This is a genomic window from Geobacillus sp. FSL K6-0789 (assembly GCF_038593135.1).
Lineage (GTDB): Bacteria > Bacillota > Bacilli > Bacillales > Anoxybacillaceae > Geobacillus > Geobacillus stearothermophilus.
Genome location: NZ_CP151966.1, coordinates 773,803 through 788,096, shown reverse-complemented (window position 1 = coordinate 788,096; position 14,294 = coordinate 773,803). Strand labels below are relative to the sequence as shown.

Sequence of the window (14,294 nt, the reverse complement as noted above, 5' to 3'; positions counted from 1 at the left end):
GCCGTTTTTCTTCCGCTAACGTAGAAAACGCCGATTTCTGGCGGCGAAATCGGCGGAATGGAAACATTATAAGGCTGGAAAATACGTTTTGATCGTTTCAAGTGCATTGTCGCCCATAATTTCAGTCCCGTATTCTTCAAGTCGATAAATCGTCAGCTGGGAATCTCTTCCGTATTCCAACAGAAGGCTGAGCATATTGTCCACTTCCTGCTCGGTGTAGCGCTCGTCAAACTCCACGAACAAGTAATAGCGGCCTTCAAATTGGAACAGGCGATTCGACAACCGAGAGAAGTCAGCGCGATGGGCCAAGGAAATGACATCCTCGATATCCTTGAACGAAAGGATGAATTGAAGGACATCTTGCTCTTCTCTCTCCTCGGCGTCCCCGTTTTGACCAAAGTGGAAATGGTGGCCGAACAGCGATTCCACCTTTTCACCAGCTGACAACGAAAACTCGCGCCATTTCTCTTCTGGAAGCGGCAGCTCGAGCTTGCTTCCGTCTTTGGACAACTGCGCTTTCGTCACGACGACTTCAAGACCTTTTTCGAGCGCCTGCACTTGGATCCAAAGCGGGCCATCGAGCGAAAAATCGCTTTCCCCATGAACTTCATCCATCATTTCCCAAAATAATTCTTCGCTTCGTTCCCGATTGTACCAAATTTCCTCGCGGTCAAAGCCGCGCTCCTCTATATCAACATAGGAAATGTAGAACTTCACCGTATGTTCATTGATGCGTTCGATTTCCATTTCTCAACTCTCCCTTCTAAAACAGAGAAGTAAAAAAGGAAGGGATTGTGCCCCTGAAACTATTTAAATCAAAACTTATGATCTTGTACTTTTATTTTATGATAAAAAGCGAAAGAAGGAAAATAAAAAAACGCATTTTAAAAAATTGGTTATGAAACCGGCCATGCCCTACTATAATGATGATGAACACGAACGGAATGAGGGACGCCTATGGTGGATGAATACATCGTTTCTATCTTGCTGATTATCGGCATTGATGTCATTCTTGGCGGGGACAATGCGGTTGTCATTGCGTTAGCGAGCCGCAACTTGCCGGAACAAAAGCGGAACATCGCCATTGTCCTCGGCACGGCGCTGGCGATCGCCGTCCGCATTTTGCTGACCGCAGCGGTCGTATGGCTGTTGACCATCCCGTTTCTGCAGCTAGCTGGCGGCCTCCTCCTGTTTTGGATCGCCTTGAAGCTCATGGGGAAAAAAGACGAAAAACATGCCGCCATTAAAGCCGAACCGTCGCTTTGGAAAGCCGTCCAGACGATCGTCGCCGCCGATGTCGTTATGGGCATGGACAACGTCATCGCCATCGCCGGAGCATCCCAAGGCCATATGGGGCTTGTCATCTTTGGCTTTCTTTTTTCTGTTCCTATCATCATTTTAGGCAGCAAAATCATCCTTTATGCCATGGAACGGTTTTCGTTTCTGATTTATGCCGGCGGCGCCCTTTTGGCATACACAGCCGGAAACATGATCACTGCCGAAGAGCGGCTGCGTCCGTTTTACGACCCGCGCTGGGAGGCGTTGTTTCCGGTCTTAACGGCCATTCTTGCCGTTTTGCTCGGCTTGGCGGCCAACCGGCGGACGCGCGCCGTGCGCTGACCGGCAAGTGTGAAAAAACTTCTACATGGCAAGCCATGTAGAAGTTTTTCTTACCCGTTTACCAGCCGCTGCGCTTCGCGGAGTTGGTAGGCCCGCACTTTGCGCGGCAAAAAACGGCGGATTTCATCTTCGTTATAACCGACTTGCAGCCGCTTTTCATCAATGATGATCGGCCGGCGCAAAATTCCTGGGTTTTTCTGAATCAGCTCGTACAAATCTTGCAGCGGCAAAGCTTCCAAGTTAATGTTCAACTTTTGGAACACTTTCGAACGGGTCGAAATGATTTCGTCCGTTCCCGTTTCCGTCATCCGCAAAATTTCTTTAATCTCTTCAACCGTGAGCGGTTCAGAGAAAATATTGCGTTCTACATAAGGAATATTGTGCTTCTCGAGCCACGCCTTCGCCTTCCGGCATGACGTGCAGCTCGGTGATGTGTATAGCTTGACCACTTCGATCACTCCTTTTGACAAGGAATCCCTTGCTTCCCTCGTCCGTCAGACGACAGACGTGCACCGCTATGCCGGTTTGACGTCTGACAGCATAGCGACACGGCCTGGACGCCAGTCTGGCGATCAGCCGCTTTGCCAATCGTTTACAAATTGAAATGACTTTAACATAATATATTATACAATACATCGGCCAAGAAAGATATAGTTTTTCGATGATAAATGCAATTTTCTTTCTTTCCTCTTCCAAAGTGAAGGCAAATCCTCTACAATCAAAGTAGAAAAGGAAAAGGGAGGAAGAACCGATGGCCGGCTATTTCATCGACTTTGCCATTGCTTCGGCATTGATCGTCGTCCTCACCGCATTGATGGGGAATATCAGCAACACGATCGGAGAGCGGTTGTTCGGCCGAAACAAAAGTGGAAAGCATGTCGAGGCCTCCCGCCGCATCCAACAAGGATGGAAAGTCGTCGGGGGAAAAAAATAACGCACCAAAACAGGCGCATAGGTGGGCGCCGCTCTTTCACCGTTCGCATCATGCAGCGGTGAAAGAGCGGCGCTTTTTTCGATTCGGCTAGGCATACATCGCCCGATACCGCTTATACTCTTCCTCCGAACAAAGCACAAAATGGCCAGGCGTAATTTCGCGGAATTCAAGTTCCTCTCCATCTTTGTAGCCATGTTGCGCCGGATCGTAAACGATCCGCTTGCGCGTCCGCTCCGTTTCCGGATCAGGAAGCGGAATGGCCGACAAGAGCGCCTTCGTGTATGGGTGGATCGGATTGCGGTACAGCTCTTCCGATTCAGCGAGCTCGACCATTTTCCCGAAATACATCACGCCGATCCGGTCGCTGATGTATTTGACCATCGACAAGTCATGGGCAATAAACAAGTACGTCAACCCTTTTTCACGCTGCAGGCGCTTCAGCAAGTTGACGACTTGCGCCTGAATGGAAACGTCCAGCGCCGAGATCGGCTCATCGGCGATGATGAATTCCGGCTCGACGGCGAGCGCCCGGGCGATGCCGATCCGCTGGCGTTGCCCGCCGGAAAACTCATGCGGATAGCGGCTCGCATGCTCGCGGTTCAACCCGACCGTCTCAAGCAGCTCATAGACGCGCTGCATCCGCTCCTCTTTCGTTTTCGCCAATCCGTGGATGTCAATGCCCTCAGCGATAATGTCGGCGACCGTCATCCGCGGATTGAGCGACGCATACGGATCTTGGAAAATCATTTGCATTTTTCGGTTTAACTCTTTCAGCTCTTTTTTTGATTTTTTGCCGTGTACGTTAACGCCGTTAAACAGTACTTCTCCGTCTGTCGCCTCATACAGCCGAATGATCGTCCGCCCCGTTGTCGACTTGCCGCAGCCCGACTCGCCGACAAGGCCGAACGTTTCCCCTTTATAAATGTCAAACGTGACGCCGTCGACCGCTTTGACGACCTCGCCGCGGCCGGCCGGGAAGTATTGTTTTAAGTTTTTCACTTCAAGCAGCTTTTGCTTAGCCACGCGGCTTCCCTCCTTTCCGGGCGACGATGTCAGCAAACCGTTTCATCCGTTCGCGCACGATCGCCGGCGGTTCCACTTTCGGCGCCATTTCATGCAACAGCCATGTCGCCGCATAGTGCGTATCAGACACTTGGAACATCGGCGGCTCGAGCTCATAGTCGATTTTGAGCGCATACGGATTGCGCGGCGCAAACGCATCGCCTTTTGGCGGATTTAACAAATCCGGCGGCGAGCCCGGGATCGAATACAGCTCCGTATCTTTATGATCAAGGCTCGGCATCGAGGCGAGCAATCCCCAGGTGTACGGATGTTTCGGATTGTAAAAAATTTCATCCACCGTGCCGATCTCCACGATTTTCCCGGCATACATCACCGCCACTCGGTCGGCCATGTTGGCGACAACCCCTAAATCATGGGTGATGAAAATAATCGACATGCCGAGCTTTTTCTGAATGTCTTTCATCAACTCCAAAATTTGCGCCTGAATCGTCACATCCAGCGCGGTCGTCGGTTCATCAGCGATCAAAATTTTCGGATTGCACGCCAAGGCGATGGCGATGACAACACGCTGGCGCATTCCGCCGGAAAATTGGTGCGGGTATTGCTTCATGCGCAGCTCGGCGTTTTTAATGCCGACCAGCTGCAATAGTTCAATCGCCCGTTTGCGCGCTTCCTCTTTCGACAGCTTTTGATGTTTTAAAATTGCTTCCATAATTTGCTTTCCGATCGTCATCGTCGGGTTGAGCGACGTCATCGGATCTTGGAAAATCATTGAAATTTTCGCCCCGCGGATCGATTGCATGTCTTTCTCCGACAGCTTGGTCAAGTCTTTTCCTTCAAATAAAATTTCCCCTTGCTTGATTCGGCTCGGCGGCGTCGGCAACAGGCGCATCAACGCTTTTGAAGTCACTGATTTCCCAGACCCTGACTCGCCGACGATCGCCAGCGTTTCTCCCTTATACAAGTCGAACGTGACGCCGCGAACCGCCTGCACTTCACCGGCGTGGATGTCAAAGGAAATATGCAAATCGTTCACCTGCAAAATTTTCTCCATCGGTTTCACCCCTTCCGTCGGTTATTTGCGCATTTTCGGGTCGAGCGCATCGCGAATTCCGTCTGCCACCAAGTTGAAGCTTAAAATGAGCAAGCTGATGACAACGGCCGGAATAATCATTAAATGCGGATATGTTTGGATCGATTTGTATCCGTCATTGACAAGCGAGCCAAGCGACGCTTCCGGCGGACGGATGCCAAGGCCGATAAAGCTCAAAAACGCCTCAGTGAAGATGGCCGATGGAATCGTGAACATCGTCGTAATAATGATCGGGCCGATGACGTTCGGGATCAAATGTTTGAAAATAAGCCGTGATGTCGGCGCTCCGAGCGTCCTTGCCGCCAGCACGTATTCCATGTTCTTTAATTTCAACACTTGTCCGCGCACGATCCGCGCCATCGTCGTCCAACCGGTAATGACCATCGCCAGCGTGATGGAAATGATTCCAGGCTCAAAAATCAAAATGAACAAAATGACCATAATTAAATACGGGATGCCGTTTAAAATTTCGATGATCCGCTGCATCACATTGTCGACGCGGCCGCCATAGTAGCCGGAAATGCCGCCGTACGCAATCCCGATCAATAAGTCGATCAACGCCGCCAGCAAACCAATATAAAGGGAGATACGCGTGCCATACCACGTCCTCACCCACAAGTCGCGTCCTAAGTCATCCGTGCCAAACCAATAGTACTCTTTCACGCCGCGCTGTTTATACACATCAACGCCGTTCGCATCCCGGCCGTCAAACGGAAGCCAATGAATATGTTCAAGCACCGGGATTTTCGGCGGAAGTTTCGCATGCCGCAAGTTTTGATCTTTATACGTCCGGTCGCTCGCCATCGGGGCGATGATCGCCATGAGCGCCAAGATGATAATCATCACGAGCCCGACGATCGCTGCCTTGTTTTCCCGAAGGCGAAGCCAAGCATCCTGCCAAAACGTCAAGCTTGGACGATTGATTTTTTCCTGCTCACCAACGTTCGGCGGGGCGGGCTGAAACCATTCCGGTGACAGTTGTTCGTATTGTTGTTTCGCCATCATTTTTTCCCTCCCGCTAACCGGATGCGTGGGTCGACAACCCCGTACAACACATCAACGATGAATACTGCCAAAATCAACAAGGCGGAATAAAACAACGTCGTTCCCATAATAACCGGGTAATCGTTCAGTTCAATCGAACGGACAAACTGTTCCCCAAGACCAGGGACAGCAAACAGTTTCTCAATGACAAGCGTTCCCGTCATTAAATTGACGGTCATCGGTCCTAAAATGGTAATGACGGGGATAAGCGAGTTGCGGATGGCGTGCTTGATGATAACCCCCGCCTGGCTGATCCCTTTCGCCCGAGCCGTCAAAATGTAGTCAGAGCTTAACACTTCCAGCATTTCTGTGCGCATAAAACGGGCGATGCTAGCGATGACCCCGACAGACAGCGCCAATGTCGGGAGAATCGTATATTTGAAGCCTTCCCAAAAAGCGACCGGAAGCCATTGCAGTTTCACAGCGATAAAATATTGCAAAAACCCCCCTAACACAAACGACGGAATCGAGGCGCCCAACACCGCAATGACCGTAGCAGTGTAATCTTCCCAATGATTATGTCGAATCGCCGCGACAATTCCGAGAATCAACCCGACGATCGTCCCAAACACAATCGCCTGAAACCCGAGCTGGGCCGACGGGCCGATTCGATCGCTGATGAGCTCTGTCACGGGGCGGTTGTCATATTGGAACGATACCCCCAAGTCTCCTTTCAGCAAATTCCCTAAATATTGAATGTATTGAACCGGCACGGGCTTATCCAATCCGTACTCTTTTAAAATAAGCGCCTTCTGTTCCGGCGTTAATTTCTCTTGGTTCTGAAGCGGCGAACCAGGCAACAGCTTCATTAAAAAGAACGTCAACGTCGCAATGATAAACAACGTGATAATCATATAAACGAACCGCTGAAGCGTATACCGCGCCATGACCGCACCTCCTCTGCTTTTCTATAATCTTTGTTGTTTTTCGACATTTTTCGCCTTGGCAGGCAAAAGGAGAGTATATGCCTAGGCATATACTCTCCTCCGCATTTTCAAGAGAACAACGGATTACTCGACATACGCCCATTTCAAGCTGTAGTCGGCGCCGAATGTATGCGTGACGAAGTCTTTGACATACTCGCGTTGCAAGTAGGCGACACCGTTCTGATAGAGCGGGGCAATCGGCATTTCTTCAAAGACGATCTTTTCTGCTTTCAGCATCGCATCCCAACGAGCTTGCTGATCGTTGGCAAGCGTCGTTTGCGCGTCTTTGATCAGCTTGTCGTATTCAGCGTTCGACCAACCCGTTTGGTTGTGCGGGCTTGTCGACGTCCAAAGCTGCAGGAACGTCATTGGGTCTTGATAGTCCGCCCCCCAGCCGGAGAACGACAAATCATATTGCATGTTGCTTTCGAGCTTCAGTTTTTGTGCAAACGGTTGTTGCTTAATGTTGACCGTCAAGCCCGGCAAGTTTTGTTCAAGCTGCGCTTTCACATACTCGCCGATTTTCTTCGCGTTGTCGGTGTCATAGTTCAGCAATTCAAGCGTAAATTTGTCTTTGCCCAGCTCTTTTTTCGCTTGCTCCCACAGTTTTTTCGCTTCATCCGGATTGTAATTGACCAAATCGCCATTCACATCGCGGAAGTCTTTGCCATCCGGACCGGTGACGAAGTCTTTCGGAACGGTGAACTTCGCCGGAATCGAACCGTTGTTCAAGAGCGTATCGACCATCGCTTGCGTGTCGATGGCCATCGCAATCGCTTTGCGGGCGTTGACGTTGTTCAACAGTTCTTTTTTCGTGTTCATGCGCAGCCAATAGAGCCTCGGATCCAATTTCGTATGGAAGTTTTTGTCGTTTTTGTACTTATCCACGAACTCCGCCGTCAAGCCGACGCGGTCCGCTTGTTTTGTTTCATACAAGTTGACGGCTGTTGCCGTATCTTTGACGATTTTCACATTGACTTTTTCAAGCTTTACAGCATCTTTGTCCCAATAATTCGGGTTTTTCGTGTACGTCCAGCCTTGTTCGTGCTTCCACTCGCTCAACACGAACGGGCCATTGTAAAGCGTCGTATTAGCTTCGAGACCGTATTTGTCGCCTTGCGCTTTCACAAATTTTTCGTTTTGCGGCATGAACGTGCCAAACGCTGTCAAGCCGACGAAATACGGAACCGGGTTTTTCAGCTCGACTTTCAAGGTGTAGTCATCAAGGGCTTTGACGCCGACTTGGTCAAGCGGCACCTTGCCTGTGTTGGCTTCTTCCGCGTTTTTAATGTCGTACATGATGTACGCATATTCCGATTTCGTTTTCGGATCGAGCACGCGTTTCCAAGCGAATTCGAAATCGTGCGCCGTCACCGGATCGCCGTTCGACCATTTCGCATCTTTGCGAAGCTTGAATGTATACGTTTTGCCGTCTTGGCTCACTTCATAGCTTTCCGCGATCCCTGGCACCGGCTTGTTGTCTTTGCCTAAACGGTACAGACCTTCCATGACGTTGTTCAAAACAATGAACGACACCGCATCAGTGGCGAGCGCCGAATCAAGCGACGGGATCTCTTGGCTTTCAAGCAAGTTCAGCACCTGCTCCTTCTTCTCCGCCGGCTTTTCGCCGCCCTGGCCGCCTTGAGCGTTGTTGTTGTCCTTGCCCCCGCCGCAAGCCGCGAGGAACGTTGACAGCGCGAGAAGCAGGACGAGGAAGAAAGAAAATCGCTTCTTCACTAAAAACCCCCCTTAGGTTTATGTAGTGTATTACAAATCTTCTGAACCGTTTGATTTCAGAAGATTGTACTTACATCGCTTATTATATCCTGTGATAGTATATTTGAAAAGGATTTTTTATTTCCTTAAAATAAAAAAATTCAAACTACTTACAAACGGGAGAGGATCGGATTGCATTTACACCTGCATTGTAACGACTTTTGCCACCATTGTAAACAAAAAATTTCTGCCTACAGAAAAAAGAAAACGCTTACAATATGATTTTTTTTGCCCTTCCTTTCAGCTTCGAAGCAAATCTCTCCTGAACTTCCAGGTTATTCTATAATTTTTCAATATAATTTTGTTAATAATTTTGACAATCTTCCCGCCCACATGATTTATGATAAAATAAGCAGTGAGAAGGGAAAGGCGGGAACAGACGATATGAAACAAACGGCTGTGCGGACTGGATGGCTCGTCGTTGCGATGCTGGCGGCAAGCGCACTCATCGTAATAGGGCAAGGAGCATGGAGTACGGTGGCCTTTATTAACGTTTCGTTTTTGCTCTCCCTTTTGCCTCTGTCGCTTGGCGGGCTTTTGTTTGTTTATGAACGCGGGTTTTTCAACGGATTCGCATACGGGTTTCGCCGATTGCGCAGGAATCGAACGAAGGTGGAGCGGTATCTTGAGGAAGCGGCAGCAGAACATGAATCGGATGAGCTGCTCGGTCCGCGGCGTTTCGCCATCACGTATCCGCTTCTCTTTTCTGGTCTGCTTCTGTTTTTGGCGATGATTGCCGCCGGATATGCCGTGCGTGTGAGTAAAATATTTGTGGGTGACATTCCGGAATGATTCCCCGACGAGGGTTGCGAACTTTTGTTCGCGACGCTCGTCGGGGCCACCAAGCGAAGCGCGGTAGAAAAAAGCAAATGTCATGCAAAAAGGACTCTCTCCCTGCTATGATGGTGATGACCAACATCCATAAAACAGGAGGGAGAGAGTCCATGAAACATCTTACCACAGAATGGCCTTTATTAAAAGAGCTGGAGGAACAATTAGTCAGAACTCTTCAAAAGGTGTTCGCTGTCTTGTTGGCGGCCCTTTTGGAGGAGATTGATCAACAACTGGCGGAAGCGCGGGACAAGCGCCGGTATCAGCTGAAAGACAAACGGCCGACTACGATCCAAACGCTGTTTGGAGAAGTGACGTTTCGACGGAACTACTACTATGACCGGCAAACGGGGAACTATACCTTCTTGCTGGATGCCGAACTGGGCTTTGATGGAGCGCAGTCGATCAGCCCTTGCCTCGAGGAAACGGCGGTCGAGTTGGCCGTAGAGTGCTCTTCCTACCGCAAAGCGGCCCGTACGTTGGAGTCGATCGTGGGGTATGCGGTCCTAAGCCACGAGGCGATTCGCCAACTGGTGCTGGAGGCCCCTGTCTCGCTGCACCGCCCTGTTTCCCAACGGCACGGCCGAGTGCTATTTGTGGAGGCGGATGGGCTGTTCATTTCCCGCCAGGGGAAAGGGAAACGGGCGAAAGAAGAGAAAATCCTGGCGGTTCACGAGGGATGGAAACGAAACGGTTCGCAGCTCGAGCTCGTGAACCGGCGCCACTACCTCCATGAAGGGGCGGGAGACGTGTGGGAACGGTTTGAAGAGTGGCTGATGAACGAATATGCCTATGATCCGTGCCGGGACCTTTTGATCATCAACGGCGACGCGGCGTCGTGGATCACGGCCTGCCGGGAGTATTTTGGGAAGCGGGCGTGCTTTCAGCTGGATCGATTTCATGTGGCGCGGGAGCTGCGTCAGTGTCTGTCCGGCCATCCGCGTTGGCGGGAGGTGCGGAGGAAGCTGGCGAAACAAGACGAAGAAGGACTTTTGGTCGAGCTGAACAGCGCGGTCGGCACGTTGGGGGACGAAGGCAAAGAACAACAGCTGGCCGCCTTGATTCGCCGGATCGAGTCGATGCCGGGATGCATCCGGGACTATCGGGAGTGGCTGTCGGAGCAAGGGGTGGAGACGACCGGCATGCGTCCGATGGGCCACGCCGAGAGCGTGATGAGCCGGTTTGCGCATCGGGTGAAATCCCGCCGCAGCTGGAAAGACCAAGGGCTTCGGGCGTTTCTGAGGGCGATGGCGGCCCGAATCGACGGGATTTGGCGGAGAAATGGGCAGTTGGTGGAGGAAGAAGAGACCCGAACGGCGGCCTCGGCCTCAACAAAGTCCAAGCGGGTTGAACAGGCCAAACGGAAGGCCGGACGGTTATGGGCAGATGTGGTGCGTCAGAATCTACCGTGTCTGCAGCGGTCATCCGGGACGCCGATCCATCAAGCGTTGTCGGCGCTCCGGGATGGTGGTTGGGTGTAAAAAAATGGAATACAATATCATCACTTCAAGATGAGGGATGAGAGTCCGAAAGCGCTTACGATATGAATTCCTTAAAATGGTTCGCTAACTAGTGATTGACAACGCCCGTAGTGAACCGAAAAAATGTTCTCCACAAAGTCTTGACTGACTCATGCCGTGCAATAAGGTTGCAACAGCTGAATGTTTTCCGTATAATATAAGGCAAATCTAGGATCAACCGAGCGATGAGAAAGAAGAGTACATATTGGCGATGCCTTCAGAGAGCTTGTGGAAGGTGCGAACAAGCGGCTAGCCATATGGAATGGGCTTTCGAGCTTCCCGCCGAACCGGCGACGCAGTAGGCGAGGACGTTCCCCGCGTTACAGGGGGCCATGCGCAAAGCATGGGCTGAGCGATTGCGCTTCTTGACGCAATAAATAGGGTGGCACCGCGGTCCTACCGTCCCTATCAGAGGGCTGGCAGGGCCTTTTTTATTTTTGGCTTGAGGGAGTGAAGATCGATGAAAACCATTTTTTCCGGCATTCAGCCAAGCGGCGTCATCACCATTGGCAACTATATTGGGGCGCTGCGGCAGTTTGTCGAGCTGCAGCATGAATACAACTGCTATTTTTGCATCGTTGACCAACACGCCATTACCGTTTGGCAAGACCCACACGAACTGCGGCAAAACATCCGCCGCCTCGCCGCTTTGTATTTGGCCGTCGGCATCGACCCGACGCAAGCGACGTTGTTCATCCAGTCAGAAGTGCCGGCGCACGCTCAAGCCGCTTGGATGCTGCAGTGCATCGTTTATATCGGCGAACTTGAGCGGATGACGCAATTTAAAGAAAAATCGGCCGGCAAAGAGGCGGTCAGCGCCGGGCTGCTCACGTACCCGCCGCTGATGGCCGCTGACATTTTGCTTTATAACACCGACATCGTCCCGGTCGGCGAAGACCAAAAGCAGCATATCGAATTGACGCGGGATCTGGCCGAGCGCTTCAACAAACGGTATGGCGAGCTGTTCACGATCCCTGAGGCGCGCATTCCGAAAGTCGGCGCCCGCATCATGTCGCTTGTCGACCCGACGAAAAAAATGAGCAAATCCGACCCCAACCCGAAAGCGTACATCACACTGCTTGACGATGCGAAAACGATCGAGAAGAAGATCAAAAGCGCGGTCACCGACTCGGAAGGAACGATTCGCTACGACAAAGAAGCGAAGCCAGGCATTTCGAACTTGCTCAATATTTATTCGACGCTATCCGGTCAATCGATCGAGGAGTTGGAGCGGCAATACGAAGGAAAAGGATACGGCGTCTTCAAAGCAGACCTCGCTCAAGTCGTCATCGAAACGCTTCGACCGATTCAAGAGCGGTATCACCATTGGACGGAAAGCGAGGAGCTTGACCGCGTGTTGGATGAAGGGGCGGAAAAAGCAAATCGGGTTGCATCGGAAATGGTGCGCAAAATGGAGCAAGCCATGGGGCTCGGGCGGCGGCGGTAAATAGCCGCATCCAGCGAAGCCATACAAAAACGGGCAGGCGCCTATCGCCTTGGCCCGTTTTTTAATTGACTTTTGGTTCTTGCTCCATTTCCCACAGTTTTTCGAAAAATGGCTGCCCTTTGATCAAGTTTTCGCACAGCTGCTCATGCCGTTCGGACCACCCGTATTTCGTCTCGTTATACAATTGTTCCCACGCTTCATCAAAAGACATTTTTTGAATAGCGGCGTATTTTTCCGGCGCCCATTCCGTATACCAATAGCGCATCTGGGCAGTATTTTTTGTCGAATAAAGCTGGTCAAGCGCCATAAACAACAGCTGTTTCAACTGCCGCTCTTTGCGCGTGAGTCCGCACATCAGTTCCGGAGCCGGCGATAAAATGTGGTATTCTTTTTCATACCTCGGCAGCGGATAGTCCCGTTCCTCCGCTTCGGCCGCCACTTCGTAGACGAGTTGTTCCTGACGCGGAATGAGACGGCTTTTGCGAATCGGGATTTGATAACCGATTGTATCGACAGCCAAAACGCCGGCGCCGTCCGTGACAACGAAACAATAGTCCAGCTGAATGCGTTCATGGTTTTTGCGGACATACGCCTTCTGATGTACATCGTCTAGCAGCGGTTTTGGAAGATCGGACAAGCTGTTTTCAATGTAATGAAACAGGGCCGGGGATACTTTTAACAGCGGCACTTGGTCGAGCAGCTCGATTTGATCGTCCTTGCGCCATTCATGGAAATGACAGACGTTGTATCCGTTCTCTTCTCCTTCAAACCAGTTGACCCAAATGTCGTGCAGATAAAGCATGCGAGACCCCTCACTTCCAGACGTGTTTGTCCATCAGTATAGGCAGAGGTGGGGAATTTTATTCCATTTCATCCTCTTTTCCCCTCTAGGGGCTGCGGCTTGGAAACGTCAAGCTCCCCCACATCAAAAGAAGGCCAATAGGGAATAAATAACATTCCACCCTTGTCGAAATATAAGATAAGTATTCGTGAAAACCACGCTCTGGAGTGATGATGTTCAAATAGGCGATCACCATCATGCCGCCGACGACTGAAAAACCGAAACCGACCAAATAAAAAAACAGGCGGACCACCGGGCTTTCCCTTCCTTCTTGTCCACATCCTTGTTCTACATATATGTCGGCGCCATGGACAACATGCCTGTTTGCGCCCGATGCCCCTAAGATTCTTGTGATAACCGGACAGCGGCGTCCGCCATGCGGTTTCGAGCTAAGACGCTCCTTGCTGTTTGCCTGAAAAGCCCGCCAACTCCGCGATGTCTTTCGCTTCCATCTTCATCAATTGGGCGAGCGAATAGCCTCTTTCTAGGCAACGACGGATGATGGCATACCCAACGGCATAGCCCCCCATTTTCGGATGCCATCCAAGCCCGTACAAAATGCGGGAAGTATGCGGATGCGAAACGGGCAAATGTTGGTTCGGGACAATATAACGCCGCCAAAACCGTTCCATCTCCCGATCGGTGTAATACTTCGTCCATCCCGCACACTGCTTGACGCCGACTGTCTCGGCGACGGCATGCTCCGCCAATCCTTCCATCACGACGGCATCCAGCAACGTCGCATCTTCGCCTTCGTTCGGCAACTGCTTGAGACGGCATACATGGTTGTATTCATGCGCCACCAACGCGGCGATCTCCTCGTCGCCATGATCCGGCAGCAAGAAGAAAAACAATTTATCAGCAAACGCCACCCCGCCTTTTCCTTGGAATTCGCGCACAAGCTTCCAGTTTTCGTCATCGGCCGGCAGCAAACATACCGGAACGTCTGGCCCCTTCCATATCCCCCGTTGCCGTTCATACAAACGGCCAAGACGTTCCCAAAGACGGCGCTCTTTCATCTCCGGCAAAAGCCGCTCGGCCTGTCGAGTGCTTCGGTACATGCCATACAGCCGTAAATAGCTGTAAATCTCACGCGCCGACGCTCCTTTAAAAAACGAACTCAACCTCCCGCACAACAGGAGCGGGTCCCCCTCATCCTCTTCCAGCCATCGATCGGTTGGAAGCAATCCCATCGCTTTTCCCTCCTTTTCTCTTACGTTATGTCGGCAGGGAAAAGAC

Annotated in this window: 15 protein-coding genes and 1 other annotated feature; of the genes, 5 read left to right on the top strand and 10 right to left on the bottom strand. The window is 51.2% G+C overall.

Annotation, left to right across the window (positions count from 1 at the left end; all coding sequences use genetic code 11):
- Positions 1-66: 66 nt before the first annotated feature.
- Positions 67-747, bottom strand: a complete 681-nt coding sequence (gene mecA / locus NSQ51_RS04115) for an adaptor protein MecA (protein ID WP_033015647.1) — start codon at positions 745-747, stop codon at positions 67-69.
- A 210-nt stretch (positions 748-957) separates the two neighbouring features.
- Here mecA and NSQ51_RS04110 point away from each other — a divergent pair, with 210 nt between their 5' ends.
- Complete coding sequence (locus NSQ51_RS04110; protein WP_121650085.1) at positions 958-1,620, top strand: TerC family protein; 663 nt, start codon at positions 958-960, stop codon at positions 1,618-1,620.
- 50 nt (positions 1,621-1,670) lie between these two features.
- Here NSQ51_RS04110 and spxA read toward each other — a convergent pair whose 3' ends face one another.
- Positions 1,671-2,069: a transcriptional regulator SpxA gene (spxA, locus tag NSQ51_RS04105; RefSeq protein ID WP_011230318.1), complete on the bottom strand. Its 399-nt coding sequence runs from the start codon at positions 2,067-2,069 to the stop codon at positions 1,671-1,673.
- A gap of 302 nt (positions 2,070-2,371) precedes the next feature.
- On the opposite strand from spxA, the gene NSQ51_RS04100 reads away from it, so the two are divergent.
- The gene (locus NSQ51_RS04100; RefSeq protein WP_049626044.1) at positions 2,372-2,554 is read left to right on the top strand and encodes a hypothetical protein; all 183 of its coding nucleotides are present in this window, start codon (positions 2,372-2,374) and stop codon (positions 2,552-2,554) included.
- Between the two features lie 87 nt (positions 2,555-2,641).
- Here the strand turns inward: NSQ51_RS04100 and NSQ51_RS04095 are convergent, their stop codons facing one another.
- From NSQ51_RS04095 to NSQ51_RS04075, 5 genes are all read right to left on the bottom strand, one after another.
- The gene (locus NSQ51_RS04095; RefSeq protein WP_033015644.1) at positions 2,642-3,577 is read right to left on the bottom strand and encodes an ATP-binding cassette domain-containing protein; all 936 of its coding nucleotides are present in this window, start codon (positions 3,575-3,577) and stop codon (positions 2,642-2,644) included.
- Complete coding sequence (locus tag NSQ51_RS04090; protein WP_060788912.1) at positions 3,570-4,631, bottom strand: ABC transporter ATP-binding protein; 1,062 nt, start codon at positions 4,629-4,631, stop codon at positions 3,570-3,572. The genes NSQ51_RS04095 and NSQ51_RS04090 overlap by 8 nt, the downstream gene beginning before the upstream one ends.
- Positions 4,632-4,652: 21 nt before the next feature.
- Complete coding sequence (gene opp3C, locus NSQ51_RS04085; RefSeq protein WP_044743398.1) at positions 4,653-5,675, bottom strand: oligopeptide ABC transporter permease; 1,023 nt, start codon at positions 5,673-5,675, stop codon at positions 4,653-4,655.
- Entirely contained in the window at positions 5,672-6,601 is a 930-nt protein-coding gene (gene opp3b / locus NSQ51_RS04080; protein ID WP_011230313.1) for an oligopeptide ABC transporter permease, read from the bottom strand. The genes opp3C and opp3b overlap by 4 nt, the downstream gene beginning before the upstream one ends.
- A gap of 123 nt (positions 6,602-6,724) precedes the next feature.
- The gene (locus NSQ51_RS04075; protein WP_121650084.1) at positions 6,725-8,377 is read right to left on the bottom strand and encodes a peptide ABC transporter substrate-binding protein; all 1,653 of its coding nucleotides are present in this window, start codon (positions 8,375-8,377) and stop codon (positions 6,725-6,727) included.
- Positions 8,378-8,800: 423 nt separating this feature from the next.
- Here NSQ51_RS04075 and NSQ51_RS04070 point away from each other — a divergent pair, with 423 nt between their 5' ends.
- The 3 genes from NSQ51_RS04070 (at position 8,801) to trpS (ending at position 12,214) form a co-directional block, all read left to right on the top strand.
- Positions 8,801-9,208 (top strand): DUF3899 domain-containing protein, encoded by a 408-nt coding sequence (locus tag NSQ51_RS04070; RefSeq protein WP_121692569.1) that lies wholly within the window; start codon positions 8,801-8,803, stop codon positions 9,206-9,208.
- Positions 9,209-9,360: 152 nt separating this feature from the next.
- Complete coding sequence (locus NSQ51_RS04065; RefSeq protein WP_339238914.1) at positions 9,361-10,728, top strand: ISLre2 family transposase; 1,368 nt, start codon at positions 9,361-9,363, stop codon at positions 10,726-10,728.
- Positions 10,729-10,943: 215 nt separating this feature from the next.
- Positions 10,944-11,177 (top strand) — a binding site (T-box leader).
- A 50-nt stretch (positions 11,178-11,227) separates the two neighbouring features.
- Positions 11,228-12,214, top strand: a complete 987-nt coding sequence (gene trpS, locus NSQ51_RS04060; protein WP_055358036.1) for a tryptophan--tRNA ligase — start codon at positions 11,228-11,230, stop codon at positions 12,212-12,214.
- Positions 12,215-12,275: 61 nt separating this feature from the next.
- Here trpS and NSQ51_RS04055 read toward each other — a convergent pair whose 3' ends face one another.
- The 3 genes from NSQ51_RS04055 to NSQ51_RS04045 form a co-directional block, all read right to left on the bottom strand.
- Positions 12,276-13,016: a YjbA family protein gene (locus NSQ51_RS04055; RefSeq protein ID WP_049624649.1), complete on the bottom strand. Its 741-nt coding sequence runs from the start codon at positions 13,014-13,016 to the stop codon at positions 12,276-12,278.
- A gap of 85 nt (positions 13,017-13,101) precedes the next feature.
- On the bottom strand, positions 13,102-13,308 hold the full coding sequence (locus NSQ51_RS04050; protein WP_055358037.1) for a hypothetical protein: 207 nt from the start codon (positions 13,306-13,308) through the stop codon (positions 13,102-13,104).
- Between the two features lie 136 nt (positions 13,309-13,444).
- A complete protein-coding gene (locus NSQ51_RS04045) occupies positions 13,445-14,248 on the bottom strand; it encodes a DUF2268 domain-containing protein (RefSeq protein ID WP_033015627.1) in 804 nt (267 codons plus the stop codon).
- Between the last annotated feature and the right edge of the window lie 46 nt (positions 14,249-14,294).

Excerpts from the sequence above, each read along its gene's own strand:
- NSQ51_RS04100 (WP_049626044.1), top strand. The coding sequence starts at position 2,372 with ATGGCCGGCTATTTCATCGACTTTGCCATTGCTTCGGCATTGATCGTC.
- NSQ51_RS04090 (WP_060788912.1), bottom strand. The coding sequence starts at position 4,631 with ATGGAGAAAATTTTGCAGGTGAACGATTTGCATATTTCCTTTGACATC.
- NSQ51_RS04070 (WP_121692569.1), top strand. The coding sequence starts at position 8,801 with ATGAAACAAACGGCTGTGCGGACTGGATGGCTCGTCGTTGCGATGCTG.
- mecA (WP_033015647.1), bottom strand. The coding sequence starts at position 747 with ATGGAAATCGAACGCATCAATGAACATACGGTGAAGTTCTACATTTCC.
- opp3C (WP_044743398.1), bottom strand. The coding sequence starts at position 5,675 with ATGATGGCGAAACAACAATACGAACAACTGTCACCGGAATGGTTTCAG.
- NSQ51_RS04110 (WP_121650085.1), top strand. The coding sequence starts at position 958 with ATGGTGGATGAATACATCGTTTCTATCTTGCTGATTATCGGCATTGAT.
- NSQ51_RS04055 (WP_049624649.1), bottom strand. The coding sequence starts at position 13,016 with ATGCTTTATCTGCACGACATTTGGGTCAACTGGTTTGAAGGAGAAGAG.
- trpS (WP_055358036.1), top strand. The coding sequence starts at position 11,228 with ATGAAAACCATTTTTTCCGGCATTCAGCCAAGCGGCGTCATCACCATT.
- opp3b (WP_011230313.1), bottom strand. The coding sequence starts at position 6,601 with ATGGCGCGGTATACGCTTCAGCGGTTCGTTTATATGATTATCACGTTG.
- NSQ51_RS04065 (WP_339238914.1), top strand. The coding sequence starts at position 9,361 with ATGAAACATCTTACCACAGAATGGCCTTTATTAAAAGAGCTGGAGGAA.
- NSQ51_RS04045 (WP_033015627.1), bottom strand. The coding sequence starts at position 14,248 with ATGGGATTGCTTCCAACCGATCGATGGCTGGAAGAGGATGAGGGGGAC.